This window comes from Bacillus sp. FSL M8-0049 (assembly GCF_038593355.1).
GTDB lineage: Bacteria > Bacillota > Bacilli > Bacillales > Bacillaceae > Bacillus > Bacillus safensis.
Genome location: NZ_CP151986.1, coordinates 1312384 through 1337015 on the forward strand (window position 1 = coordinate 1312384; position 24632 = coordinate 1337015).

A 24632-nucleotide genomic window follows, 5' to 3' on the forward strand; every position below is an offset into this window, starting at 1 on the left:
ATGTAGTCTATTCTCCTATCCATCACCGCATGAGTGATATATTAAAGAAAGAGCAACATTTATTATAGCGTAACCTCAAGAGAAAATACAGGCTGTGATGAAGATGATTAGAAAACGGCAAAACTGCGTAAACTGAAAGAACGTGAGAATCAGGGTCATGGGAATTGCTTTCATAGACATACGATCTCCTAAAGGAGGACGATAGATGGAACAATCAGCGAAGACATCGAAAATCGCGTTTCTATCCGTGCTGAGCAACACATTTGTTGTCATCTTAAAAATCATTGTGGGTTTATTAACCGGATCTGTCGCGGTTTTATCAGAAGCCATTCATTCGTTTCTCGATTTAATGGCATCGTTTATTGCATTTATTTCTGTTCGTATTTCAAGAAAGCCAGCAGATTCTAAACATCCTTATGGACATGGAAAAGTCGAAAATATTTCTGGAACGATTGAGACACTGCTGATTTTCGTTGCTGGCATTTGGATTATATACGAATGTGTTCACAAATTAATGCATCCAGAGCCAGTCAAGCTGCCTGTGCTTGGCATTGTGGTCATGCTGCTAGGCGCGCTCATCAATTTTGTTGTATCGAGGGTTGTGAACAAAGAGGCTGAGCGAGTACATTCAGTTGCCATGAAATCAAATGCACTGCATCTTTTAACGGATGTGTTTACGTCATTAGGGGTGGCATTTAGTTTATTGCTTGTGGCATTAACCGACTGGTATTTCCTAGATCCGATCATTGGAATGGTTCTGGCTCTCTTTATTATGCGTGAAGCGTTTAAACTCATGAAGGAAGCCTTCCCGCCGCTTGTTGATGCTCGGTTAACACCAGAGGAAGAACAATCAATCGAAGCGATCATTCAAGGATTTAGTCAAGAATTTATTGAATATCATGACTTTCGAACAAGGCGGTCTGGTGCCGAGGAATATATTGATTTTCATTTGATTGTAGATGGAAAGACAACGATTGAAGATGTGCACCAATTATGTGATCGAATTGAAGAGAAGATTCAGCTGGAATTTCCGCATGCACAAATCTTTATTCATGTGGAACCTGAAAGTGAAAGAAGCGCACAAACGTAAAAAAGGCGATCAACCTATTCTCAGGTTGTATCGCCTTTTTTTACGCTTCATCTATGAAATGAAATCAATATCCATAAGCAGTATCGTAGTCTTCATACCAAGAGATATAAGCTGTGTCATCATTTGACAAACCATGCTTCATATCTAAAAAATCAGCCTCGCAAATATCTTCAATTACAGTCATTTCGTTGTTCTTTAATAATACGACAGTTCCCATCATGAACACCTTTCTTTAAAAAATCCTTGACTATTGTACCATTTGAAGAATCATTGTCAACAGAAGAATGGAAACAAGACGAAAATATCACAAAATGTTAAAAAATCAGGAGGTAAAAGAACTAGAAGTGCCATGTTTTTCACAAATTTTCAGTATTTATTCACATAAATCGCTTAGATCAAACTGATCTAAAATGTATGTAAAAGTGTAAAGCTCCATTGATCTTGCTATATTCATAGGATATAATAACGAATGATTATAAGAAATTTATAGAAAACATACATAATAAAGGAGAAATAGGATGGAAACCAACATAACAGAACCACACATTCAAGAAAAGAAGCATCCTGAGCTAGCAGGTGTAGGCTATCGTTTTCTTGCACACCTTTTGGACGGTATCATTATCGGTGTACCAATTGCATTTATCATGTTTATTTTGGCGTCAGTCTTTTTTATCTCAAGCCCAGAGGCAGCAATGATGATGGATGACGACAGTTATTACTATTCTTCAACCGTCATAACGGATGAGGAGTGGGAAGCTATTATGGGACTGATCTTTTTCTATATAGGGGCAATCTTGATGGGTACCGTGGTGACATGGCTTTATTACGCCATCATGGAATCATCAAAATTGCAAGGAACACTTGGAAAGATGGCTCTCGGCATCAAAGTAACAAAAGTCACAGGCGAAAAGGTCACATTTGGCCGTGCAACTGGCCGCTTCTTTGCAAAAGGCTTTTTGTCTCCGATCTTATATATTGGCTATATCATTGCTTTCTTCACAGAAAAAAAACAAGCACTTCACGATTTGATTGCAAGTACCATTGTTGTGAAGAAATAATGAAAAAAGCACCTCTGCTATATGGTAAGAGGTGCTTTTTTTCATAGATCGCTCGTATGGAAGAGGGAAACAGCACATAAAATAGAATGATAGTGAAAAATGAGGCAGGGAAGGGAGACAATCGATTGAGAACAGGAAAAAAGACCGCACAGAAAAAAGGGGCAGGCTTTGGGCTGTTTATGACAGCACCTGTGCTGGCCTGGGCGTTGTATGATTTTGCAAATACGATCTTTTCATCAAATATGATCACCATTTTCTTCCCATTTTACTTGCAGGAAACGATCGGGGACAGTGCGAGAATGGACCAGATCGCCAGCACCTTTATTTCTTATGCAAACGCACTAGCCAGCTTTTTTCTCGTCATTTTTACACCTTTATACGGAGTGCTGATTGATCGTACAGGGAAAAAGAAACGCTACATTACGGTGTTTACGTTCATATGTATTGCTTGTACGCTTTTGATGGGGATTTTTGCTGGGATTGATTTCTCAAGTGAATGGTTTGGGCTGCCTGTTTCTTTATTGGTCGTGGTCACCTTGTTTGTGATCGCAAAGTTTTTTTATCATTCTAGTCTTGTTTTCTATGACACCATTTTGCCCGATCTTGGGACAAAGGAAGACATCCCGCTTATTTCAGGATTTGGTATCGCTGTTGGCTATTTAGGAACACTTGTCGGCCTCTCTGTTTATTTACTTGTCGGCAATGACCAGTTTCATGAAGCATTTATTCCGACAGCTCTTTTATTCCTTCTCTTTTTTCTACCCTTTCTCTTTTTTGTAAAAGATCCTCATCCGCTGCCTCAGCAAGAGAAAAAGGCGTCTTTTTTCAGCGGGTATAAAGAGATTATTCACACGTTTAAAGAGATGAAAAAGTACAAGCCAGCTTTTATCTTTATGATTGCTTTCTTTTTTATGAATGATGCTTTACAAACAGCGATTGCGATGATGGCTGTTTATGCCAAAATCATCATTGGCTTTACCGCTGGGCAATTTATTTTGCTCTATCTTGTGTCGACCATTTCAAGTATCATTGGCTCCTTTCTGTTTGGATATATCACAAAAGCGATAGGGGCAAAGCGATCGATTACAGTCGTGTATGTCATTTTAATTGTGGCGCTCATTCTGGCTGTGACAGCGGCAACCGAATGGGTCTTCTGGATAGCGGGCAGTTTATTCGGGATTTCACTTGGCGCAAGCTGGGGGGCATCACGAATCTTGATTATTGAACTGACACCGAAGGAAAAGCGAGGACAGTTTTTTGGCCTCTTTGCATTCTCAGGGAAGGTATCTTCCATTATCGGGCCGATCATTTATGGCTCAGTTACCCTGCTGTTTGCAGAGCACGGAAATCTCGCAAGCCGCCTTGCACTAGGGTCTTTGCTCATCCTTGCAGCGATAGGACTTGTGATTCATCAATTCGTTCGAGAGAAAGCGTAAAGAAACGTCAACTTTTTACCTATGCTGCCGATATAAAAAGTACAATCTTATATTGAAGAATAGAGGGATTTCCGTGGCTTTAAACAAACAAGAAATTTTACTTGACTCTGGTACCAATGAATTGGAAATTGTGAAGTTTGAAATTGGTGCAAATCAATTTGGCATTAACGTCATGAAAGTAAGAGAAATCATTCAGCCGGTTGAGGTGACGGTTGTACCGCACTCTCACCAAGATGTAGAAGGGATGATTAGTTTACGAGGCGAGATTTTACCAGTCATCAATCTATTTTCCTTTTTTAATGTCGAGTCAGATCAGTCAGAACAAGAGAAATATATTGTGACTGAATTCAACCAACGGAAATTTGTGTTCCATACAGGAACGGTATCACAAATTCACCGCGTCAGCTGGGAAGAGATTGAGAAGCCGACTGCACTCAATCAAGGGATGGACCGTCATTTAACGGGCATCATTAAGCTTGATGAAAAAATGATTTTCCTTCCAGATTACGAAAAAATCATTTATGATATTGAATCCGCTTCTGGTGTTGATACGTATCATATGTTTGACGGTGAGAAAGACGAGAGAAGAACAGGGAAGAAACTGTATGTCGTTGAAGATTCTCCGCTTCTCATGCGTTTATTAACAAATGAATTAACCGAAGCAGGCTATAAAAACATTGTGACCTTTGAAGATGGCAAACAGGCATATGATCATGTCATGGACCTTGTCAGCAAAGGAATCAGTGTCACAGAAGAAATTGATATGATTATTACGGATATTGAAATGCCTAAAATGGATGGCCACCGGCTAACAAAACTGCTGAAGGACAATCCTTTAACAAATTCCATTCCGATTCTTATTTTCTCTTCGTTAATCACTGAAGATTTGCGTCATAAAGGGGAAACGATCGGGGCAGATGATCAAATCAGTAAACCAGAAATTCATCAGCTGATTGAAAAAGTCGATCATTTTATTATCTAAACTAAAAAACCACTCGGTATGAGTGGTTTTTTCTGTTTAAAAATAACTTTCCCCGAGACGTTTGAAGACGGGCTTTGTGTAATGTGATTTTTGTTTTGTGGCGGCAGGTTTTTCTTTTAAACCGACATACGTTTGAAGTATTTGCTTTGCTCGGTTTAATGACATATTCGCTTTCGGATTGCGATATGATTGATTTAAATTTCCTAAGTGTGGCAAAAATTCGAAGTCTTCTTTCGTTGGTGGCAGGTGAAAATAATAATCTCCAATTTCAATCAGCACGTCGGACTGTTGTTGACTATACTTGGGATTGTTAGAGAAATGTAGGCCCACTTTTCTTCCTTTACCTTCTTGCAATAGTTTTTGCAGCGCGCGTTTTTTCAAAAGATAAAGAAACTTGGGGTTTGGTGCGGTTTTAGCATGGCGGTTAACAGTATAAATGGCTTTTGCGATGTTTTCTGCTGTAGGTTCTATGTCTTTAGTATGAGCATAATCGTCCATTTTTTCTCTCCTTTGTCTTTCGTCTTCCTGTGCTTAGTATAAATTATACGTTTTTATTAGTAAATTGCAAATAGAGTTATTGTAAAAAGAAAACCTTTGGTATAAAGGGATTAGGGAGGGTTGAAAATTTTGTGTTTTAGAATCCCCCCAAAAACATCCCCCAAATTATAAATTCATAGCCTAATTCTTCAAAGGTATGGCTATATATATCATTAATCATTTGAGGGTTGTTCCCAAGACGATCAGCTATGAATTTGACTGGTATTCTTTTGCTTATCAGTATAGTCGCATGAGTAAGTCGTAAACTGTGAACGGTAAATTTTTTAGATTACGGTTATCGATAACAGATTGACAGCATAAAGGAGATGTCAGAGGAACAGTCTCGAAAAGTGTTAAAACAAGTAAAGCTTTTGTCCATAAATGGATAGGGGCTTTAACTGGAGAAACCTGGTTATACGGTTAGTTAAAACGTGATATGATTGTAAAAAGGAGGTAATATCATGACATTCAAAAAAGCGTTCAATATAGGTTATTTTGTTTTGCTTTTATCTTTTATTGTCGTATATTTCTTGCTTCCAGTCGATCAATTATTTACAGCAATTATGATCCTAACCGTATTATTTGGAGTATATCAATTTGTGATTTTCAAGAAACTAAAAGAACAAAAACAGCAATAAAAAATGCCCTAATCTGCATTCGTCGAGGGCATTGAAAATTAAGCCATTCTCATCGCTTGTATTTACAATTGCCATTCATAATGGGTCTAAATCACCTTCTACATTTTAGCAAACAAGCTATCTGCCATCAGTTTTCCTCTACCTGTTTTATCTGGAGAAGATCCAGCTGTTTTAATTTTCTATATGCTAAAGGTGTCGTATTTTTTATTCTTTTAAACAAATTGATAAAATAGCTTGTGCTGTTGAAACCTACTTGGTAAGCGATTTCTGTGATAGTGAGATCCGTTTCTTGAAGCAGGATGAGGCTTTGCTGAATTCTATATTCATTTACATAATGCATAGGTGATTTCTTTAAAATGTCTTTGAAGGATCTGCAGCATTCTGAGCGGCTAAGCTGTCCTGCACGAGCAATATCTTGGAGAAGGATCTTTTCATGATAATGCTGATGAATCCAATTCAGCATGTGTTTCATCCGTTCATTTTTATCGTGTTTACGCGCATCATGTTTCATTTGGAAGCCATTTTGTAATAAGCTTTTCCAAATGGTGATGAGCTGAATATTGAGTTCAAGTTCATAATAGACTGGAGTTTCATCAATTAATTGTTGAATGGTTTGAATACATTGATAAATATGTTTAGGCCAGTGATCTTTTTGGTTGAGTAAAATATAAGCTGTCTGGCTCGCATGCATATAAGGATGGACAAAAGTGGTGAATAATTCATTCGCTGTGATGAAGTAGGGAGAGACATTTAAACAAACATAAGTACATGCCGTCCCATTCGCATCTTTTGCCATGTGCAGGCAGCCACTATTGATGAAAATGCCATCTCCTTGCTTTACATATAATGTCTCTTCATTGATATGAAATTCAGCCTCACCCTCTAAAATAAAGACAAATTGAAACTCGTCATGCCAGTGAAGAGGAATATAGCCGCTTCTATGATGACGAATCTTCGTATGATAAAGAGCAATAGGCCATGCTGTCGTGGAATGCTCCGTTAATTCTTTCAGGTTGTAGTCAATCAGAAAATGATGGTTGTGCATAATTCTCCTCAATATTCTTTTATTTTTATGTTCAATTAATATATCAATATGTAACAAAGTGAACTACTATCAACTATATTATCATGATTTGTTAAGAATTGAGGAGAATGAAAATGAATAGGAGAAAGGGCATTTTACTTGTACTCATAGGCGCCATCTGCTGGGGTGTAGGAGGAACGATTTCACAAAAATTGTTTCAGCAATATGGGATTGATGTCAATTGGCTTGTGACGGTCCGGCTGCTCATCTCAGGGGGATTGCTTTTATTTGTTCATGTGATGACAAAAGAAAAAACACATCTGATGGGTGTGTGGCAAAAGAAGAGGACAGTGATGCAAATCCTTCTATTTGGGCTCATGGGGATGCTGGCTGTTCAATATACTTATATGGCATCCATTCAACATGGAAATGCTGCTGTGGCAACGCTGCTGCAGTATACTGCCCCTGTTATGATTATCGTGTATTTGGTCATTCGCAGGCAATCAACCTTCACTAGAAGAGATCTGGTCACAGTGGTATTGGCTTTAGCAGGCATGTTTTTCTTATTGACGAATGGTTCTATTTCAACATTAACCGTTCCATTTGCGGCAGTGATGTGGGGAATATTATCGGCTGTGGCGCTCTCGTTTTATACGTTATATCCAATCAGCCTGTTAAAACAATTCGATTCTCTAGTGGTTGTCGGCTGGGCGATGCTGATAGGAGGAGGCGCCCTTAGCTTGATCCATCCTCCTTGGAAGGTTAATCTCACTCATTTACCTTTTGAAGCGTATGTCTATTTATTATTTGTGTTCATATTTGGAACGATGATCGCTTTTTGGTTTTACATAGAAAGTTTGCAATACTTATCACCAAAAGAGTCGAGCTTAATTGGAAGTGTCGAGCCCCTTGCAGCAGTCGTTACGACTGTTTTCTGGTTAAAAGAGCCATTCGGACTTTTCCAATGGATAGGGACAGCTTGTATTGTCTATATGATTTTATTCTTGGCATTGTATCAGCCGAAAAAATGAGAGGGATGGGGGTTGAACAATAGAAGGAATGATCATAAGAATTGACTGAATGAAATATAAATAAAGTGAACTATTAGTTCATGATAACTACCTATTTATTAAAATGGGTAGTTTCTCAAATGATATTTTTTTATATGATGTAAGCAGATGAATTATTTTGTATGAATAGAATAAGCGCAATAAAAACAACCATTAAAGTCCGTTTCATTCGTCATTTGTTTGGCTTCGCCCATGGCGCTTTCCCCATTCATATGCATGCCAATCAATGTACGGCTTGCAGCATCACCTAAAAATGCACAATCTTCTGTATGTACAACAAACTGTCCCTGTTCATTCTTTGTATGAATAAAATAGTAACTTTTTAGCATTTCCTTCACCTCCAACCTGACTATCCTACTATAAAACGTTTAATGATGTAAAGGAATTTTATTGTGAAAAACAAGAAAAAATGGATCAACAAAACAACACGAGAGGTGCTAAATGGATGGAGGGGTTAGTAAAGCGAGGTATATGTGATTTATTTATGCATGCTCCAAACAGATTCTATGGGCAGAGGAAATGACATGAAGGATGTTTCAGCCATGCAAAAAGGACTTTCCCGAAAAGAAAGTCCTTTTTGCTATTTACTTATTGAACTCCCTGACCCTTTAGTTCACGCTGCACGTCTAAGTCGGCAGCTTCTCTGCTGAACTTTGGCAGTGTAATGAAGTAAAAAAGGAAAACGAGTAAAATAATAAAGCCCATTCCGTAATAAATATAAGAAACATTTGTGATGAGTTTTGGAAATAATACAGCAATCAGACCTAATGTCATCGATTGAGCAAACATAGTAAGCGGATCAACCCATCCTGACACACGGCCCATCAGGCGAGGGTGGACGATTCTAGGCAGCCAGCCGCCAATGACAATGTTGACTGGGCCAATGCATGTACCAATGACAAATGATGTGACATAAAACAACCATAATGTATGGGTAGAACCAAGGACAAAAATCAAAATACCTGCGACCAGAATTGGAATCGACATGAGATATTGCATCTTTACCTTCTTAGCGAGGACAGAGCCCATTAAGCTTCCAACGAGCAATCCTGCACCGATCGCAATTGTAAAGAAGGATGTATGCAGCTCAAAATGGTCTGGTGAAAGTCCATATTTCATTGTAAACATCGGAAGAACGGCAAATGCGCCATTGACTAGACCGAAAACAAAAAAGCCAAAAATTAAAGAAGCCAATAATTTATTTTTTAAAATATACAGTATGCCTTCTTTAAAATCTTTTAGAGACGTTTTAATGGTCATGCCTCTCCAGCCAGCTTGTCCATTTGGCTGACGCGCTTCAATTGGAATGTTACATGAACGAATCAGGATGCCTGAAATAATAAAGCTGACTAAATCAATTGTAATGGCACCGTGAAGACCAATCGTTTTATACATAATGGCACCGAGTCCAACGCCAAATACCATAAATAAACTAAACAGCATTTGATTTAAGCCAGCGGCTTTTGCATATTGATCTTTATTTAAAATGGCCTGAACGAGAGAAGCTTCAGCTGGATAGAAGAATTTCGTAATGGCACTTCGAATAAACAAGATCAAGAAAATAAGTGGCAGTGAATTAAAATAAATCACGATGAATAATACAATCGTCAGCCCAGCTCGTATCCAATCACAATTCTCTGCGACTTTTTTACGATCAAACCGGTCTGCGACCACACCGACCATAAAAAAGACAAAGACAGTAGGAAGAGAATACATAAGCTCAGCCAATGTGGCGTATGCGGGCTGATGACTAAAATGGTCGAGCAAATAAAAGGCAAACGCCATATTGCCTACTGTTGTCCCCATTTGCGAAGCAAGTGCCGCAAAAAAGAGACGAACAAAATTTCTGTTTTTAAAAATATCCATAAATACGCTCCTTAACCTGAAGATCCCACTTTATATCATATAAAATTTTAACCATTCGTACAATTGATTTCATCTACTGGCTAATGGTCACAGGTGTTCCGTTTGGAACGAGTGAAGCAAGCTCGATGACATTCTGATTATACATGCGAATGCATCCTCTAGAAACAGCTTTACCAATTGAAGACGGGTTATTCGTACCGTGAATGCCGTAATGAATTTTTGAGAGGCTCAGCCAATAAGCGCCAAAGGGACCTCCTGGGTTTGGCTGTCTGTTGACAATATAATAAGAACCTGTCGGTGTCATATTTAAAATTTTCCCTGTTGCAATCGGATACGAACGAATAAGCTGTGATCCAGAAAACAAAACAAGACGTTTCGTTGAAATCGAAACAAAGATGCGGTAAGGGATCGTATTAGGATCTGGCAAACCAGGAATAATGATGACCTCATTTTGTTCGGGCTCGCGAGCTTGAAGTGACGGATTTGCAGCCTTTAAGGCATCTGTTGTTGTTCGAAAATCAAGTGCTATAGAAGCAAGGGTTTCCCCGCTTTTCACCGTGTATCGAAGCACCAAAGCACACTCCTTTTACTCAAATAAAAGAAGCCATGATGCCGTCGCTTGACATACTATATGGACGGAATCAGGCCCCGTAAGGTTTCTCCTAACATTTGTCATGAGAAAGATCTTTGATTATACATATGCAGGAGAGGGCGGTTTGGCTTCTATTTATACGCGAGATGTCAAGGTAAAAAAGGTTAACTCGGGTTTGGCTAAAAACCGAAGCGGCAGCCGCGTTGTTCCAAGTCCACGGTTGACATAGATGCGGTGCTGATCACTGCCGTATAAACCTTCTACATATGTACGGCCGTAAGGTGCTGTGAGAATCGGTCCATAGAAAGGCAGCTGCACTTGACCGCCATGCGTATGCCCGGAAAGCTGCAAGTTAATAGGTGTGGTTTTCAGCTCTAATGCGGCATCAGGCTCATGGACGAGCAGTAATGTAAATAAATCAGTTGATACTTCCCGTTTGATCAAATCGTAATCAGGCAGGCTCATCATGAGATCATCCAGTGAAGCAATCTGAATATGCGCATGATCTTTTTCTAATAGAAACACATCATTTTTACATAAAGTAAATCCACAAGCCTCCATTGTTTTCTCATAAAGCTCCACGCCAAATGGTCCGTAGTCATGATTTCCGTAGATGGCAAGCTTACCGAACGGAGCATGAAGCTTATTCAAATAAGCCTTCGCTTTTTCATGCTCTTCAGAGGATGCTTGAAAATCAACGAGATCACCTGTGAACACAATGAGATCTGGAGATGCAGCATTGATTTTCTGGACGATGGCTTCTAGATTCTTCGCAGCGAATGTATCACTCAAATGAACGTCACTAAATTGGGCTATTTTAAACTGGTCAAATGAAGCTGGAAGCTGAGCATCTTGAATGGTCAGTGACACGGTATCGATCATGCGCGGCTCAATGTACCTGGCATATCCATATCCACAACTTGTAGCCAAAAAACCGAGAATACTCGCACCAGCTGCTCCTTTTAAAAATTGTCTGCGGGAAAGCTGCTTCATATAAGACTCCTTTATAAATAAAATTAAGTATAGCATCATATTTGGATAATCTCCCATATGGTGCACCGAGGGTCAATCATGATATGATAGACAATAATGAATGAATAGTCATTCAAATGACACAGAGGGGGAGAACAAATGACGAAACAAACAGTGATTGTCACAGGGGGATCAAGCGGTATGGGGAAGGCGATGGCTGCTCATTTGGCAGCTGAAGGCTGGAATGTCGTGATTACTGGTAGAACGGAAGAGACGCTGGAAAAAACGGCAAAAGAAATGAAGCAGAAGGGCGGATCGGTCGCTTATTTCCAAATGGATGTACGAAACCCAGAGGATGCTGACCAAATGGTCAAGTTTGCAGTGGATACATTTGGTGATGTCGATGCCCTCATTAACAACGCAGCAGGAAACTTTTTAGTGCCAGCAGAAAAACTGTCTCCTAACGGCTGGAAGGCTGTCATTGATATTGTGTTAAATGGTACATTTTTTTGCAGCCATGCAGTGGGGAATTACTGGATTCGTCAAAAGAAAAGAGGAAGTATGATTAACATGGTGGCCACCTATGCATGGGGTGCTGGTGTAGGCGTGGCGCATTCGGCGGCAGCAAAGGCCGGTGTGTTGTCTCTCACTCGAACGCTTGCTGTGGAATGGGGGAAGCAATATCGAATTCGCGTCAATGCGATCGCACCAGGTCCAATTGAGAGAACAGGCGGTGCAGATAAACTATGGGAATCTGAAGAGGCAGCGCAAAGAACATTAGATAGTGTTCCTCTTGGCAGACTGGGCACACCTGAGGAAATTGCAGCGCTTGCGAGCTTTTTATTGTCTGAGCATGCGTCTTATATAAATGGAGATTGTATCACGATGGATGGGGGACAATGGCTCAACCAATCACCATTTTGATTGACGATGTAAGACCTGCTTTTGATGTGGTATAATCACACAAAGAGAGAAGCAGGTGATGAAAATGGTCGATCCATTGGATATTTTAACGAATATTGAAGATGTTTTCCCGCACTATCAAGCAATATTCAGTGCGGAAGAGCAAAAAGTGATAGGCTATGAGATTCTAGGAAGAATGAAGCTTGAGTCAGAAACGGTCAGCCTAGGCTCCTTCTTTACGGATTCATCTATTCCTGACGAATATAAATTGGAAGTAGATCACAAAGTATTGACTCAAGCACTTGATCTCTTCACAACTGCAGATGACGATTTGCTCATTTTTATTAATCATGATGCCAATATCCTCATGCTGGATCATGGAGAAAGCTTTTTAGAACTTTTAAAGGAATATGAAGCACGGGGCATTCAGCTTAACCGGTTTGTTATTGAGTTTGCAGAGCATACGTTTAGCGGCGACATTGAACAGCTATACCATACGTTAACGTATTATCGTACATATGGGATTAAAATCGCCGTCTCAAATATAGGAAAAGAAAGCAGTAATCTGGACCGGATTGCCTTGCTTTCACCCGATTTATTAAAAATAGATTTACAGGCATTAAAGGCATCGGCTCCATCTCCTTCCTATGAATATGTCTTGTACAGCATTTCATTGCTTGCAAGAAAAATAGGAGCAGCCTTAATTTATGAGGATATTGAAGCAAATTTCCAGCTGCAGTATGCTTGGAGAAATGGCGGGAGATATTTTCAAGGGTTCTATCTTCATGAGCCTGCAGGAGAATTAATCGACCGAAGCCACCGAAAAGATCAGCTTAGAGAAGAATTCCAGCAATTTATTGCCCATGAGAAAAAGAAGCTGCAAGCGGTCTACGAACATTCTGAAACATTCTATAAACGAATTCATCAAGCTGTTACGACTTTAAAGAAATCGTGCAGCACAAATGATGAGCTCATTCAAAAGCTGGCACTCGAACTAACAGATTGCAGCTTCCGAATTTATATGTGTAATGAAGAAGGCTTTCAAATCACTGGAAATGTGTTCAAAAAAGAAGAAGAATGGCTGTTTCAGCCGGAGTATATCGAAAAAAACTGGAGCTGGCGTCCTTATTTCCTAGCAAATATTCTTCAAATGAGAATTAGCGGAAAAGGATTTTTCAGCGATATTTACAGTGATTTAGAAACCGGTGAGAGGATACGTACGTTTTCTTATCCTTTAGAGGGTGATATGTATTTGTTTATAGACCTTCCGTATGCGTATTTATATGAGCAAGATGGATTAATTTGAAGACGCGGAGTGAAGACAAACCCTCGCATTCGTTGTCAGTCCTGCGTGCCAGTGCTCACGAATGTACAATTCGCTCCGCTCTGGTACTCGTCCTTCCTAGACTTCAAAGGTTTTCTATCACGCTGAAATATAAACAAAAGGCATTTTAGCCTTTTGTCTCAATCTGAGCAGCCTCGCAGGCTGCTTTTTTTGATAGAAAAAAGAAATAAAAAATGGTTGACAATGAAACTGATAATCATTATCATTTAGTTATAGAGAGAAGCTACTCTCTGTTCCCCAACCCCTCTATCAGATCAAGATCCAAAAAACTTGGCGCTACCCCCGCCAAGTTTTTTTTGTGCTTCAATCTTTCCCTTCATGCATAGGACAGCCCAAACTCTCCATACATCTTAAGTGATGATAGTTAGACGGTAGGAGGGAAACATCATGATCAAACGTGATATGCGGCTGCTCATTGATTTGCCAAGACCAGATCACCCAGATGCAAATGGTGCCGCTGCTGTGCAAGAATTACTCGGCGGGAAATTCGGTGAAATGTCCACATTAAATAATTACATGTTTCAATCCTTTAACTTTAGAGGAAAACGAAAACTCAAACCGTTTTATGACCTCGTATCCAGTATTACGGCTGAAGAATTCGGTCATGTCGAGCTCGTAACCACAGCCATCAATCTCATGATTACAGGAACCACACATGGCGGGGATCCAGATACGACGCCGATGAAGGCAGCTGTCGATAAACGAAATACACAGCATTTTATTCAAACAGCCCAAACAGGCTATCCGTTTGATTCAATGGCAAAACCTTGGACCGGAGAGAATGTGTTCTCAAGTGGCAACCTCATTCTTGATCTCCTCCATAATTTCTTTCTTGAATGCGGAGCTCGTACGCACAAAATGCGTGTATATGAAATGACGGACCATCCTACAGCAAGAGAGATGATCGGTTATTTACTTGTCAGGGGCGGCGTGCATATTGTGGCATATTCAAAGGCACTTGAAGTCGCTACAGGAGTAGATTTAGGGAAAATGCTGCCAATCCCAAATCTCGACAACAAATACTTTGATTCAGCGAGGAAATTTGAAGACCAGAATGTTCATACAAAGCTGTACACATTTAGTGATACGGATTACAAGGATATCAATAAAATTTGGAAAGGCAGCCACCCGATTGATGGAAAGCCGCTGACAGTCATTGAGGGCACCCCGCAAGGAGCACCTGTGCCAGATTATAGAGAATTGCCAGAAGAGTTTGCTCCGGGGATTTCTAAAGAAGATTTTGATGAAATTGCGAAACGGCTGATGAGATCTGCCGGTTTATAAAAATCATGGTGCATGAGATGAGAAAAAAGACTCAAACTAAAAAAACAGATTCTTTTTCTTTTTTTGAATTCAAGAGGAAAAATATCATCTGAGAACACTTTATGGTATGATGCTTTGTAGGACTTGTGTATAATCAATACGGGTTCATCTTGAGTTGTTTTTTTGAAAGGAGTCTTTTTTTAGAATGTCACAATTAATGGGTATCATTACAAGGCTGCAAAGTCTTCAAGAGACAGCAGAAGCTGCAAACGAGCCGGCACAGCGTTATTTCGAAGTGAACGGTGAGAAAATCTGTAGTGTTAAGTATTTCGAAAAGAATCAAACGTTTGAATTGACTGTTTTTCAACAAGGGGATAAGCCAAATACTTTCCCATTTGACAACATTGATATGATTTCGATTGAGATTTTTGAGCTTCTACAATCCTAAGCTGAATCGTATGAAATGTTTTTTCTGAGGATTCCTTCGTTTATTGCGGCAGCATACATGGATCATCATAGATGAGATGTACAAATGGAAGATGATCAATCAGCGCATTTTTCGGATAAGAGACCATTAAAAAGGAGTTCCTTTCTGTGAGTGATTCTTTTTTCTACAATCTTTCTGAAGATCATTTAGCGTTTTCTGATGTCGTCATGAGAATGAAAGACTTTATTCGAAAAGACCCTAGATCCGCCTATGTGTTATCAATTGGTACGGACTCTCAGGTCAATCAAAATGTCACAACATTTATGACTGCAATTCATCTCCACCGGATTGGCAAAGGAGCTTGGGGTTGTCTCACACAACAAGTGATCGAGAGAGCCGTGCAAAGTCTTAGAGAAAAAATTTCATTAGAGACAGCGTTTAGCCAAAAGGTATGTGCAGACATCCTTGAGGGGCCTTTAACAGAACTGATGGATTTGCTTCTTCCGTTTGCTGAGGAAGGGGCAGACCTTCGTTTTGAAGCCCATCTGGATATTGGCAAAAAAGGAAGTACGAAAGAGCTGATTCAGGAAATGACCGGAATGATCACAGCTATGGGAATTGAAGCAAAAATAAAACCCGACTCATATGCAGCATTTTGCTATGCCAATCGATACACAAAATAAATTCCGTCATTTTTCTCCAAACCTTGTCGAAACGTGCGGTTGACGATTCGATTCTAGTTCCTTATTCTAGCTGTATAGAGAGGAAGCAGACATTCAAAAGCCTGCTAATCAATATAAAAGCATATATGAAACAGGGGGCCTGATGTTGAATGAGCGTCATCGAAAATCGTTTTAATGAAGAAGAGAAAAAGCTATTATTAAACGTATTGCTGAATCAGGAATATGCTGTCGAATTACTAAGCAGTGAGATCAATGATATAGAATGTGGAACAAAAAATGTCGACGACAATACGTATAAGCAATTGATCACATTGTATGACAGAGTAAGGTTTGAGAATTAATATTGATTTAACATTCTATTAGATACTCGGGGGCTGAGTATCTTTTTTATGCAGAAAAAATCTTTCGACAAATTTCGTTTTAGTTTATGCTTAATGGTAAAGGGGAATGTATGATTGATGATTGAGAGAAAAGGGGTCGAAGAAACATGATAGAGATAGAACCGACTCAATTGCTTGAGTCAACAGTAGCCGAGCATATGATTGATGCAGATAAGGTGGCACATGTTCAAATTGGAAATAATCTTGAGCATGCCCTATTGGTTCTAACAAAAACAGGATATACAGCCATACCGGTATTAGACGCTTCTTATCATTTACACGGGTTAATTGGAACGAATATGATTATGGATAAAATCTTCGGTTTAGAACGTATCGAATTCGAGAAGCTGGACCAGTTGAAGGTTGAAGAGGTCATGCTGACGGATATTCCGAGACTTAAAACAACAGATCCTGTACTAAAAGGCGTTCACGCTGTGACGAATAATGGATTTGTTTGTGTAGAAAATGAGGAGCAGGTCTTTGAGGGCATATTTACACGACGAGTTGTATTAAAGCGCTTAAATGAGGTCATTCATTCCGCGAAAAAATGAGCTGCAGCCCAGCTTATTTTTTTTGCCTTCATAAGTTAAAATTTATATAATGAGCATATAGAATAAGAAAAACTTATAGAGAGAAAGGGGACGCCCATGCAGCTTCAGGAGTTACATATGCTTGTTGTGCTAAGTGAAGAATTGAATATGAGAAAGGCTTCAGAGCGGCTCTTTGTCTCTCAGCCTGCTTTATCTCAAAGATTGCAGACAATTGAAAAGGAATGGGGAACCAAAATCTTTTTTCGTTCTCAGAAAGGGCTCACCGTGACTTCGGCAGGAGAACAGATTATTCAATTTGCAAAAGAGGTGACGGTTGAGCAGGATCGAGTGAGAGAACGAATCGATGAACTCGAAGGGGAAATTCACGGTACACTAAAGCTTGCGGTTGCATCCATTATTGGACAGCACTGGCTGCCGAAAGTGTTAAAGCGGTATGTCGAAAAATACCCAAATGCCAAGGTGTCACTCGTGACCGGCTGGAGCAGTGAAATGCTCAAAAGCTTGTATGAGGACCATGTGCACATTGGGATCATTCGCGGCAACCCTGATTGGAAGGGGACAAAGGAATACTTGATGACAGATCATTTATATTTAGTCGATTCCGTGATCAAGGACGTAGATGAATTAATCAAGACGGAGCGGCCATTTATCCAATTTAAAAGCGACAGCACATATTATCAGGAAATCCAGCACTGGTGGCACCAAAAATTTAAAGTGTCTCCAAAGCAGACGATTCTCGTGGACCAAATTGAAACATGTAAACAAATGGCCTACCACGGCATCGGCTACGCCATTTTGCCTTCTGTTACCTTATATGACCACGAAAAAAGTGTTTATAAAACACCGCTTGTTGATGTGAATGGAGAGCAAATCGGCCGTGACACATGGCTGCTAGGCTATGAAGCGTCTTTTCAGCTAAAACAGGTGCAAGCTTTTGTCGGTGTGGTTAAAGAAATGCTTGAAAATGATGCGGTGTAAGTACCTTCTTGGAATAGGGAGGTACTTTTTTTTATGAAATCATTTGACAATGAAAATCATTATCATTTAAAGTGTACATATAATAATTGAAAATGATTATCATTTAGATGAGGTGACCGATAGATGAAAGCACTAATTACATTTGCGAGTATGTCTGGAAATACGGAAGATATGGCAGCAATCTTAAAGCGAACACTTGAAGGAAAAGGGATCGATACAGAAATGATGGAATTTGATGATACGAATGCAGAAGACCTTTCCTCATACGATTACGTATTCATTGGTTCTTATACATGGGGTGATGGAGATTTGCCTTATGAAGCAGAGGATTTTTATGAAGAGGTCTCTACTCTTGAACTTAGCCACATCAAAGCAGCTGTCTTTGGATCGGGTGATTACAGCTATCCGAAGTTTTGTGAGGCTGTCCATACATTCCATGACATGCTGAAATCAACGGGTGCATCCGTTTTTCCTGAAACATTAAAAATGGAGCTTGCACCGGATACAGATGAAGATGTGGCGTGCTGTCAGGAATTTGCAGCGAGCTTTTTAACGTGGGCTGCTTTGTCTGAGAAACGAGTTGAAAATCATGTTTCATAAAGGAGCAACAGCCGTTGCAGCATCTAAAAGCGGTGGATACTTTGTTGCTGTAAAACGTGAAGGCATTTTTCACTATAGTGTGGAGAGCGGATGGCAGCAGCTATTTAAGCTCAAGCATAAAATCCATGCAATCAGCTATATTGGCCCTTATTTATTCGGTGTTGGTGAAAATGGCACAGTAATTAGATCAGGAGATGAAGGCAGTACATGGGCGTTATCTTCATTCCCAACAAATGCAGTCGTATGGTCTATTACAGGACGCAAAGATGGGTTTGTGTGTGCGCATGGAAAACATAGTATCTATGTGTCAAATGATTTCGGAATTTCCTGGGAAATTATGAAGCCGTTTGCTCATGTGAATCATCCGCCGGTCATTCGTTCTTTATGTGCTGCTGGTGACCATCTTTATATTGGAACACAGATTCATGAGGTTCACGGAGGAATATGGGTGTATGACTTGCATAGTGAACAGATTTTTCTTCTAAACAGAGAGGAGTACCGCATGACAGCTTCTATGCTGCTCTGTCATGAACATCTTCTTGTTTGTGCGTTAGGTTCAAAAAAAGGCAAAAAAGGATCTGTTCAAATTTTAGATTTACATACAAATATTCTGCATGATATTCAATCACAGGCCTTTGCTAGAGAAGAATCTTTTTTGGATGTGTCAGAGGATAATGGCATTGTGTATGTGACCACCTCACAAGACGAACACGGATTTTCTAAAGTGTATCAGCTTGATATTGAGCAAAAAGAGCTCAAATGGTTTGATACGATCAAAGGACACGGTTTTCGTGTAGCCAATCAAAACGAAAACTTTTTCTGTGCGGGTTTATATGAAAGTAAGTTTGTCAGGCCATATGAGGAGCCTGCATTGATTCATTGATAAGGAGGAAGAAAAAGTGACAGAAAAGGTTTTATTGGTATATGCCACGATGTCTGGAAATACAGAAGCGATGGCAGATTTAATTGAAAAAGGGTTAACGGAAGCAGGAGCCAGCGTGGACCGGCATGAAGCGATGGATATTGATGCCGAGCTGCTCAATGATTACTCGCACATTATGTTAGGGGCGTATACATGGGGAGATGGCGATCTTCCAGATGATTTTATTGATTTATATGAGGAAATGGATGACCTTGATTTAACGGGTAAAGCATTTGCAGTATTTGGTTCTGGCGATACATCTTACGAACATTTTTGCGGAGCTGTCGACCTAATTGAAGAAAAAGTGAAGGAGCTTGGCGGTGACATTGTCCTGCCTTCAGTTAAGATTGAGCTCAATCCAGAAGGGGAGGAAGAAGACGAATTAATTTCTTTTGGCAGACAATTTGTTCAGCTTCACCAGCAAGAAGCGGGATAATCGGTCCCGCTGTTTTATTTTCCATTGCGGAGATGACTCTAACACTTGTCATTAAAACACTCCTTTGGTACAGTAATGAAGTATAAATTAAGAGGAGGACATACATACATGAAACAAATGGACGCTAATGAAATTATTTCATTTATTCAAAATAGTACAAAATCAACACCTGTCAAAGTCTATATCAAAGGTGACTTAGAAGGTATTGAGTTTGGTGAACATGCAAAAACATTCATCACAGGAAACACTGGAGTTGTTTTCGGTGAGTGGAGCGAAATTCAAGAAGCGCTAGCATCTAACAAAGATAAAATTGAAGATGTTGTCGTGGAAAATGACCGCCGCAACTCTGCAATTCCGATGTTAGATTTGAAAAACATTAAAGCCCGTATTGAGCCAGGGGCAATCATTCGTGACCAAGTTGAAATCGGTGATAATGCAGTCATTATGATGGGTGCTTCTATTAATATCGGTTCTGTGATTGGCGAAGGTACGATGATTGACATGAACGTGGTGCTTGGCGGTCGTGCGACAGTAGGTAAGAACTGTCATATCGGTGCTGGATCTGTTCTTGCAGGTGTCATTGAGCCGCCGTCTGCTAAACCAGTTGTTGTAGAAGATGACGTTGTCATCGGTGCGAACGCTGTTGTTCTAGAAGGCGTGACAATTGGTAAAGGTGCAGTAGTAGCTGCTGGTGCGATCGTTGTGAACGATGTAGAGCCTTACACAGTTGTAGCAGGTACACCTGCAAAGAAAATTAAAGACATTGATGAAAAAACAAAAGGTAAGACAGAAATCAAACAAGAACTGCGTCAGCTTTAATCATATAATTCGCAGCTGAAGACAAAGACGTGGATGAGATATCCACGTCTTATTCGTATAGAAGAAAGGAAGTGAGTTCACTTGTTAAATCGTGAGCAATTAATATCCATTCGAAGAGATTTACACCAAATCCCTGAGCTTGGTTTCCAAGAATTTAAAACTCAAGCGTATCTCATTCAGCACCTTAACACCTATTCAAAAGATCGAGTTGAGATTGAAACGTGGCGAACTGGGCTTTTTGTGAAAGTGAAGGGAACAAATCCAACGCGCGTATTTGCTTATCGTGCAGATATGGACGGTCTGTCTATTCCTGAGGAAACAGGGTATCCATTTGAATCTGTGCATGAAGGAAAGATGCATGCATGTGGACATGACCTTCATATGACCATTGCACTTGGTATCATTGATCATTTCGTTCATGAACCGATCAAAGAAGACGTATTATTTATCTTCCAGCCGGCAGAAGAAGGGCCAGGCGGAGCTGAACCGATGCTTGCAAGTGATGTATTAAAAAAATGGACACCAGACTTTATTACAGCGCTGCATATCGCACCTGAATATCCTGTTGGAACAATTGCTACGAAGCCTGGTTTGTTATTTGCCAATACGAGTGAGCTTGTGATTGAGCTTGAAGGAAAAGGCGGACACGCTGCATATCCTCATTTAGCAAATGATATGGTTGTTGCTGCAAGTGCACTTGTAGGTCAGCTGCAATCGGTCATTTCGCGTAATGTCGATCCCCTTGATAGTGCGGTCATTACAGTCGGTACAATTACCGGTGGAACGGCTCAAAATATTATTGCGCAGCATGCAAAGCTTGACGGTACCATTCGCACACTATCCCCAGAGTCTATGGACAAGGTGAGAAAGCGAATTGAAGCATTGGCAAAAGGCGTTGAAATTGGCTACGAATGCAAGGCAACCGTTCAATACCCTTCCTCTTATTACGAAGTGGACAATTCAAAGGATTTGACAGAGGAATTTATGTCATATGTAGCCGAAGAAGGGCTAGCAAATGTGATTGAATGCAGAGAAGCCATGACAGGAGAAGATTTTGGCTACATGCTGAAAAAATATCCCGGCTTCATGTTTTGGTTAGGGGTCGATTCAGAATACGGCCTGCACCATGCAAAGCTCCAGCCTGATGAAAACGCGATTGAAACAGCTGTGAATGTCATGACGGCTTATTTTAAAAAGCAAGCTGGGGAATGAATAATCGAGCTGCCTCCTGTACACCTTATGAACAGGAGGTGTTCTTGATTATGACAAGAATTGGTGTAGAACAATCTTTATCCGATGTAGAAGAACTATTGAAGCAAAAAGGATATGATGTCGTACGAATTCAAAATGAACAGCAAATGGATCAGTGTGACTGTTATGTCGTCACAGGACTAGATTCAAATGTTCTTGGCATTTCAGACACAACAACAAAGGCATCTGTTATTACAGCATCAGGTATGACGGCTGATGAAATTTGCCAAGAAGTAGAACAGCGTGTTCAATAAAACAAGAAAAAGAACCGGTAGATTATGATCCCGGTTCTTTTTGCTCTTTTTCTATATCGAGTACTTCTTTCATTTTTTTGCGCAAGATTCGTTCCACTCGCCATTGCTCCATTGTTTCAGTTTTCGCTATGATGCGCAGCACAAGGGAAGAGGAACCGAACGCCTCTACGCCGACAACTTGAGGACCTTCGATAATTTGAGGAGTTTCCTCCCGTACCTCATCACAGGCAGCTTGGAGGGCTGTGATCATCTGATCCACATTTTCATCCGGTGACAGCTCAATATCAACGAGTGCCTGCATCGTCCCTCTTGAATGATTGCTTACATTCAGTATGCTGCGATTTGGAATGAAATGAAGGGTGCCGTCAAAGCTTCGAAGCTGCGTGGTTCTTAGGCCAATTTGTTCGACGATCCCATCGAAGCCAGCGACCGTTATATATTCTCCTACATCAAATTGTTTTTCCAATAATATAAAGAATCCAGTCACAATATCACTCACTAACCCTTGAGCGCCAAAGCCGATCGCAAGTCCCACAACGCCCGCACCTGCCAGTAAAGCGGTCGGGTTATAATGAAATAAGTCGAGGATCATCACAACTAGAATAAAAATCAATAAGTAGGCGAAAATATTTAACGTCAAACTTTGCAGTGTCTGAGCTCTTGATAAAGAGACCTCATGCTTTTCAGCGAATGTTGAATAGGCGCGCTTAATCATCTTGTTTCCTATGGCTCTGATGATAAAGTAAATGGCAAAAACGGCGACTAGTTTTAGCAAAATCATACTGCTATTGAGGATAATGGAAACCCAATCTACTTGTTGAAATGCTCTCATAATCTTCAAAACCTTTCTATGTATGCTCTAAAAGAGAAGCTAATCATTTGTTCCCTTATGCAAGTCATGTTAAACTTTTGATAAGTAGAGCAGGAATTGTGACAAATCGTTAATTAAATTTATTATTAATTAATATTGACTAAAAATCGCATAAGTATTATAATTGTAATTGTGAAGTTATTAACTAAATGAGAATTTTAAGTTTTGATTCTCATTTTATATACAGCTAAGAAGACTGTATAAAGATATTATTTTTTGGAGGGATTTACATATGGCAGAGCGTTTTGTAGGAAAACAAGCTCCACGTTTTGAAATGGAAGCAGTACTTGCTAACAAGGAATTTGGTAAAGTAAGTTTAGAGGAAAACATGAAGAATGACAAATGGACAGTTCTTTTCTTCTATCCAATGGATTTCACATTTGTTTGCCCAACTGAAATTACAGCAATGAGCGATCGTTATGACGAGTTCGAAGATTTAGATGCAGAAATCATTGGTGTATCTACTGATACAATCCACACGCATCTTGCTTGGATCAATACAGACCGTAAAGATAATGGTCTAGGTGAATTAAAATACCCGTTAGCTGCTGATACTAACCACACAGTATCTAGAGAATACGGCGTTTTAATCGAAGAAGAAGGAATTGCTCTTCGCGGTTTATTCATCATTAACCCAGAAGGCGAACTACAATACCAAACAGTATTCCACAACAATATCGGTCGTGATGTAGATGAGACATTACGTGTTCTTCAAGCATTACAAACTGGTGGACTTTGCCCAGCGAACTGGAAACCTGGTCAAAAAACACTTTAATTGATAACTGAAGAAACAGGAGGGTCTAACTGATGTTAGACCTTTTTGTTTCGACACATACAATGGATGGAGGCGCTTCATAATGAAATTACGTCAACCAATGCCAGAACTAACTGGTGCAAAAGAATGGTTAAATGGAGAAGTAACAAAAGAAGATTTGATTGGTGATAAACCAACATTGATTCATTTCTGGTCAGTCAGCTGTCATCTTTGTAAAGAGGCAATGCCTCAAGTCAATCAATTCCGTGATGAATACAAGGATCAATTAAACGTTGTGGCAGTTCATATGCCTCGTTCAGAGGATGACCTAGATCTAGAAAAAATCAAAGAAGTTGCGAAAGAGCATGAAATCACGCAGCCAATCTTTGTGGACAGTGATCATCACTTAACAGAAGCCTTTGAAAACGAATATGTACCGGCATATTATGTATTTGATAAAACAGGTGCTTTGCGCCACTTCCAAGCCGGCGGAAGCGGAATGAAAATGCTTGAAAAACGTGTCAATCGAGTGCTTTCTGAGTCTGAAAAGGCTGCAGAATAAGCTTTTCCCCCATAAATGGGGGTTTTTTCATGGACAAAATTAGGAAGCATATGGCTTCGGATGAGTTTTTATGTAGGTGTTATTCCTAAGAAAAGAGAAAATGAGGGAGTTTATTAAAAAATATCCCTGAAACAAAAAGGTATAACGACCTATTTACATTTTTGTTTTGAAATGAAAATGTAAAGATTTTAACTTTTTACTATTCAGAACGTTTTTGCACAAAAGAAATTTCAGTTAGGTAAATAACTATATAAATCAAGTAGTATAAGCGTTTATTCAATTTTTTTACAATATTTTAAGGTTTGTCAAAAGCCTATAGTGGCAATGAAATGGGTGCCGATTTTTCCTCTTTGGCAAAATTTTAGTTG

At 39.7% G+C, this 24632-nt stretch carries 30 protein-coding genes and 1 pseudogene; 22 read left to right on the top strand and 9 right to left on the bottom strand.

Annotated elements, in window-relative coordinates; all coding sequences use genetic code 11:
- The first annotated feature begins 205 nt into the window (after positions 1 to 205).
- Positions 206 to 1090 carry a cation diffusion facilitator family transporter gene (locus NSU13_RS06690; RefSeq protein ID WP_024424706.1) on the top strand — a complete coding sequence of 295 codons (885 nt, stop codon included), beginning with the start codon at positions 206 to 208 and terminating at the stop codon, positions 1088 to 1090.
- A 64-nt stretch (positions 1091 to 1154) separates the two neighbouring features.
- Here NSU13_RS06690 and NSU13_RS06695 read toward each other — a convergent pair whose 3' ends face one another.
- A complete protein-coding gene (locus NSU13_RS06695) occupies positions 1155 to 1307 on the bottom strand; it encodes a hypothetical protein (RefSeq protein ID WP_162842519.1) in 153 nt (50 codons plus the stop codon).
- 301 nt (positions 1308 to 1608) lie between these two features.
- On the opposite strand from NSU13_RS06695, the gene NSU13_RS06700 reads away from it, so the two are divergent.
- The 3 genes from NSU13_RS06700 to NSU13_RS06710 all read left to right on the top strand — a co-directional run bounded on the left by NSU13_RS06700 (position 1609) and on the right by NSU13_RS06710 (position 4566).
- Complete coding sequence (locus tag NSU13_RS06700) at positions 1609 to 2148, top strand: RDD family protein (RefSeq protein WP_024424707.1); 540 nt, start codon at positions 1609 to 1611, stop codon at positions 2146 to 2148.
- Positions 2149 to 2273: 125 nt separating this feature from the next.
- Positions 2274 to 3584, top strand: a complete 1311-nt coding sequence (locus tag NSU13_RS06705) for an MFS transporter (RefSeq protein WP_342489955.1) — start codon at positions 2274 to 2276, stop codon at positions 3582 to 3584.
- 73 nt (positions 3585 to 3657) lie between these two features.
- Positions 3658 to 4566: a chemotaxis protein gene (locus NSU13_RS06710; RefSeq protein WP_024424709.1), complete on the top strand. Its 909-nt coding sequence runs from the start codon at positions 3658 to 3660 to the stop codon at positions 4564 to 4566.
- A 36-nt stretch (positions 4567 to 4602) separates the two neighbouring features.
- Here NSU13_RS06710 and NSU13_RS06715 read toward each other — a convergent pair whose 3' ends face one another.
- Together NSU13_RS06715 and NSU13_RS06720 are read right to left on the bottom strand one after the other, a co-directional pair.
- Positions 4603 to 5064, bottom strand: coding sequence for a YkyB family protein (locus tag NSU13_RS06715; RefSeq protein ID WP_008356877.1), 462 nt, complete (start codon positions 5062 to 5064; stop codon positions 4603 to 4605).
- Positions 5065 to 5200: 136 nt separating this feature from the next.
- Positions 5201 to 5389, bottom strand: a pseudogene (locus tag NSU13_RS06720) (hypothetical protein); the annotation flags it as partial.
- A 175-nt stretch (positions 5390 to 5564) separates the two neighbouring features.
- Here NSU13_RS06720 and NSU13_RS06725 point away from each other — a divergent pair.
- A complete protein-coding gene (locus tag NSU13_RS06725) occupies positions 5565 to 5741 on the top strand; it encodes a hypothetical protein (protein WP_169737552.1) in 177 nt (58 codons plus the stop codon).
- A gap of 127 nt (positions 5742 to 5868) precedes the next feature.
- Here NSU13_RS06725 and NSU13_RS06730 read toward each other — a convergent pair whose 3' ends face one another.
- Positions 5869 to 6786: an AraC family transcriptional regulator gene (locus tag NSU13_RS06730; protein WP_098676849.1), complete on the bottom strand. Its 918-nt coding sequence runs from the start codon at positions 6784 to 6786 to the stop codon at positions 5869 to 5871.
- 113 nt (positions 6787 to 6899) lie between these two features.
- Between NSU13_RS06730 and NSU13_RS06735 the strand changes: the two genes are divergently transcribed.
- On the top strand, positions 6900 to 7796 hold the full coding sequence (locus NSU13_RS06735; protein ID WP_342489956.1) for an EamA family transporter: 897 nt from the start codon (positions 6900 to 6902) through the stop codon (positions 7794 to 7796).
- Positions 7797 to 7948: 152 nt separating this feature from the next.
- On the opposite strand, the gene NSU13_RS06740 is transcribed toward NSU13_RS06735, so the two are convergent.
- The 4 genes from NSU13_RS06740 to NSU13_RS06755 form a co-directional block, all read right to left on the bottom strand.
- The gene (locus NSU13_RS06740) at positions 7949 to 8164 is read right to left on the bottom strand and encodes a hypothetical protein (RefSeq protein ID WP_024424712.1); all 216 of its coding nucleotides are present in this window, start codon (positions 8162 to 8164) and stop codon (positions 7949 to 7951) included.
- Between the two features lie 259 nt (positions 8165 to 8423).
- The gene (locus tag NSU13_RS06745) at positions 8424 to 9701 is read right to left on the bottom strand and encodes an MFS transporter (protein ID WP_024426859.1); all 1278 of its coding nucleotides are present in this window, start codon (positions 9699 to 9701) and stop codon (positions 8424 to 8426) included.
- A 73-nt stretch (positions 9702 to 9774) separates the two neighbouring features.
- Positions 9775 to 10272 (bottom strand): L,D-transpeptidase family protein, encoded by a 498-nt coding sequence (locus NSU13_RS06750; protein ID WP_034623332.1) that lies wholly within the window; start codon positions 10270 to 10272, stop codon positions 9775 to 9777.
- A 156-nt stretch (positions 10273 to 10428) separates the two neighbouring features.
- On the bottom strand, positions 10429 to 11286 hold the full coding sequence (locus NSU13_RS06755) for a metallophosphoesterase (protein WP_061109770.1): 858 nt from the start codon (positions 11284 to 11286) through the stop codon (positions 10429 to 10431).
- A gap of 138 nt (positions 11287 to 11424) precedes the next feature.
- Between NSU13_RS06755 and fadH the strand changes: the two genes are divergently transcribed.
- The 14 genes from fadH (at position 11425) to NSU13_RS06825 (ending at position 22077) form a co-directional block, all read left to right on the top strand.
- Positions 11425 to 12189, top strand: a complete 765-nt coding sequence (gene fadH, locus NSU13_RS06760; protein WP_024426862.1) for a 2,4-dienoyl-CoA reductase — start codon at positions 11425 to 11427, stop codon at positions 12187 to 12189.
- Positions 12190 to 12253: 64 nt separating this feature from the next.
- On the top strand, positions 12254 to 13474 hold the full coding sequence (locus tag NSU13_RS06765) for an EAL-associated domain-containing protein (protein WP_024426863.1): 1221 nt from the start codon (positions 12254 to 12256) through the stop codon (positions 13472 to 13474).
- A gap of 426 nt (positions 13475 to 13900) precedes the next feature.
- On the top strand, positions 13901 to 14797 hold the full coding sequence (locus tag NSU13_RS06770; RefSeq protein ID WP_176967469.1) for a manganese catalase family protein: 897 nt from the start codon (positions 13901 to 13903) through the stop codon (positions 14795 to 14797).
- 184 nt (positions 14798 to 14981) lie between these two features.
- A complete protein-coding gene (locus tag NSU13_RS06775; protein WP_003212254.1) occupies positions 14982 to 15224 on the top strand; it encodes a DUF1797 family protein in 243 nt (80 codons plus the stop codon).
- A gap of 146 nt (positions 15225 to 15370) precedes the next feature.
- Positions 15371 to 15886 (top strand): ribonuclease H-like YkuK family protein, encoded by a 516-nt coding sequence (locus NSU13_RS06780; protein WP_034281591.1) that lies wholly within the window; start codon positions 15371 to 15373, stop codon positions 15884 to 15886.
- 149 nt (positions 15887 to 16035) lie between these two features.
- Positions 16036 to 16227, top strand: a complete 192-nt coding sequence (gene abbA / locus NSU13_RS06785) for an antirepressor AbbA (protein WP_003210802.1) — start codon at positions 16036 to 16038, stop codon at positions 16225 to 16227.
- Between the two features lie 146 nt (positions 16228 to 16373).
- On the top strand, positions 16374 to 16817 hold the full coding sequence (cbpB, locus tag NSU13_RS06790) for a cyclic-di-AMP-binding protein CbpB (RefSeq protein ID WP_034281593.1): 444 nt from the start codon (positions 16374 to 16376) through the stop codon (positions 16815 to 16817).
- Between the two features lie 96 nt (positions 16818 to 16913).
- On the top strand, positions 16914 to 17795 hold the full coding sequence (locus NSU13_RS06795; protein ID WP_120207134.1) for a LysR family transcriptional regulator: 882 nt from the start codon (positions 16914 to 16916) through the stop codon (positions 17793 to 17795).
- 123 nt (positions 17796 to 17918) lie between these two features.
- Positions 17919 to 18395: a flavodoxin gene (locus tag NSU13_RS06800; RefSeq protein ID WP_176967468.1), complete on the top strand. Its 477-nt coding sequence runs from the start codon at positions 17919 to 17921 to the stop codon at positions 18393 to 18395.
- Positions 18385 to 19278, top strand: a complete 894-nt coding sequence (locus NSU13_RS06805) for an exo-alpha-sialidase (RefSeq protein WP_176967467.1) — start codon at positions 18385 to 18387, stop codon at positions 19276 to 19278. Before NSU13_RS06800 ends, NSU13_RS06805 begins: the two co-directional genes overlap by 11 nt.
- 16 nt (positions 19279 to 19294) lie before the next feature.
- A complete protein-coding gene (locus NSU13_RS06810; RefSeq protein WP_080701188.1) occupies positions 19295 to 19753 on the top strand; it encodes a flavodoxin in 459 nt (152 codons plus the stop codon).
- 108 nt (positions 19754 to 19861) lie between these two features.
- Positions 19862 to 20572: a 2,3,4,5-tetrahydropyridine-2,6-dicarboxylate N-acetyltransferase gene (dapD, locus tag NSU13_RS06815; RefSeq protein WP_008347987.1), complete on the top strand. Its 711-nt coding sequence runs from the start codon at positions 19862 to 19864 to the stop codon at positions 20570 to 20572.
- An 81-nt stretch (positions 20573 to 20653) separates the two neighbouring features.
- Positions 20654 to 21784, top strand: coding sequence for an N-acetyldiaminopimelate deacetylase (locus NSU13_RS06820; RefSeq protein ID WP_081124333.1), 1131 nt, complete (start codon positions 20654 to 20656; stop codon positions 21782 to 21784).
- A gap of 50 nt (positions 21785 to 21834) precedes the next feature.
- Positions 21835 to 22077, top strand: a complete 243-nt coding sequence (locus NSU13_RS06825; protein WP_024424725.1) for a YkuS family protein — start codon at positions 21835 to 21837, stop codon at positions 22075 to 22077.
- 22 nt (positions 22078 to 22099) lie between these two features.
- Here the strand turns inward: NSU13_RS06825 and NSU13_RS06830 are convergent, their stop codons facing one another.
- Positions 22100 to 22909: a mechanosensitive ion channel family protein gene (locus NSU13_RS06830; RefSeq protein ID WP_226014916.1), complete on the bottom strand. Its 810-nt coding sequence runs from the start codon at positions 22907 to 22909 to the stop codon at positions 22100 to 22102.
- 271 nt (positions 22910 to 23180) lie between these two features.
- Between NSU13_RS06830 and ahpA the strand changes: the two genes are divergently transcribed.
- Entirely contained in the window at positions 23181 to 23723 is a 543-nt protein-coding gene (gene ahpA / locus NSU13_RS06835; RefSeq protein WP_003211758.1) for a biofilm-specific peroxidase AhpA, read from the top strand.
- Between the two features lie 82 nt (positions 23724 to 23805).
- Positions 23806 to 24264, top strand: coding sequence for a TlpA disulfide reductase family protein (locus tag NSU13_RS06840; RefSeq protein ID WP_024424727.1), 459 nt, complete (start codon positions 23806 to 23808; stop codon positions 24262 to 24264).
- Positions 24265 to 24632 lie beyond the last annotated feature (368 nt).